At 56.5% G+C, this 968-nt stretch carries 1 protein-coding gene; it reads left to right on the top strand.

Annotated features, from left to right (window positions below; all coding sequences use genetic code 11):
* On the top strand, positions 1 to 829 hold an 829-nt coding region (locus ACTHUR_RS12205), incomplete at its 5' end, for an LD-carboxypeptidase (RefSeq protein WP_440398740.1).
* Positions 830 to 968: the final 139 nt, after the last annotated feature.

Below are 968 nucleotides of genomic sequence, written 5' to 3'. Positions count from 1 at the left end.
CGTTGAAACACCCAAAGTCCTCATGGGTTTGCGCGGCGGCTATGGCGCGGCACGCATCCTGCCGCAAATCGACTTCGCCTCACTCGGCGCCAGAATGCGCGAACGCGGCACTTTGTTCTTCGGCTTCAGCGACGTTTGCGCCGTCCAACTCGCCCTGCTCGCCAAAGGCAATATGACAAGTTTCGCCGGCCCTATGGTTTACAGCGAATTCGGCAAACCCGAACCCAGTGTCTTCACCATGGATTCGTTCATCCGCGGCACCACCAACAACGTCAACATTATCGACGTTCCCGCCATCCAACGCGCCAACGTCAACGTCGAAGGCACTTTGTGGGGCGGCAACCTCAGCGTCCTAGCCTCCCTCGCAGGCTCGCCCTATATGCCCGACATCCAAGGCGGCATCCTGTTCGTCGAAGACGTCAGCGAACAACCCTACCGCATCGAACGCATGTTGAACACGCTTTATCTTGCAGGCATCCTGCAAAAACAACGCGCCATCATCTTCGGCGACTTCCGCATGGGCACCATCCGCGATGTGTACGACTCAAGCTACGACTTCTCCGCCGTCGTCAACCACGTCTCACGCACCGCCAAAGTCCCCGTTCTGACAGGCTTCCCCTTCGGACACATTACCAATAAAAGCACCTTCCCCTTGGGTGCACATGCCAAAATCCGCAGCACCGCCAACGGCGGCTACTCCGTAACCTTCAGCGGCTACCCCACCCTGAACCCCGCCGCCCTAACCCTCAACAACCTGCTGCCCCCACCCATGCCGACGTTCAACGGCTCTACCTACCGCAGCACGACAACCGAAGAAGTCATCGAATAAACAAGATGTCCATTCAAACAAAGGTCGTCTGAAAATCCGAATCCGGTTTTCAGACGACCTTTTTCTATCCGACAAACTTCAAGCCAGAATTGAATGAGCGACACACCACAATCTGCCGCAATCTTGCGCTATCAGGTTG

It is taken from the genome of Neisseria sp. P0021.S007, from assembly GCF_051956855.1.
This window is presented reverse-complemented; position numbering and strand designations above follow the sequence as displayed.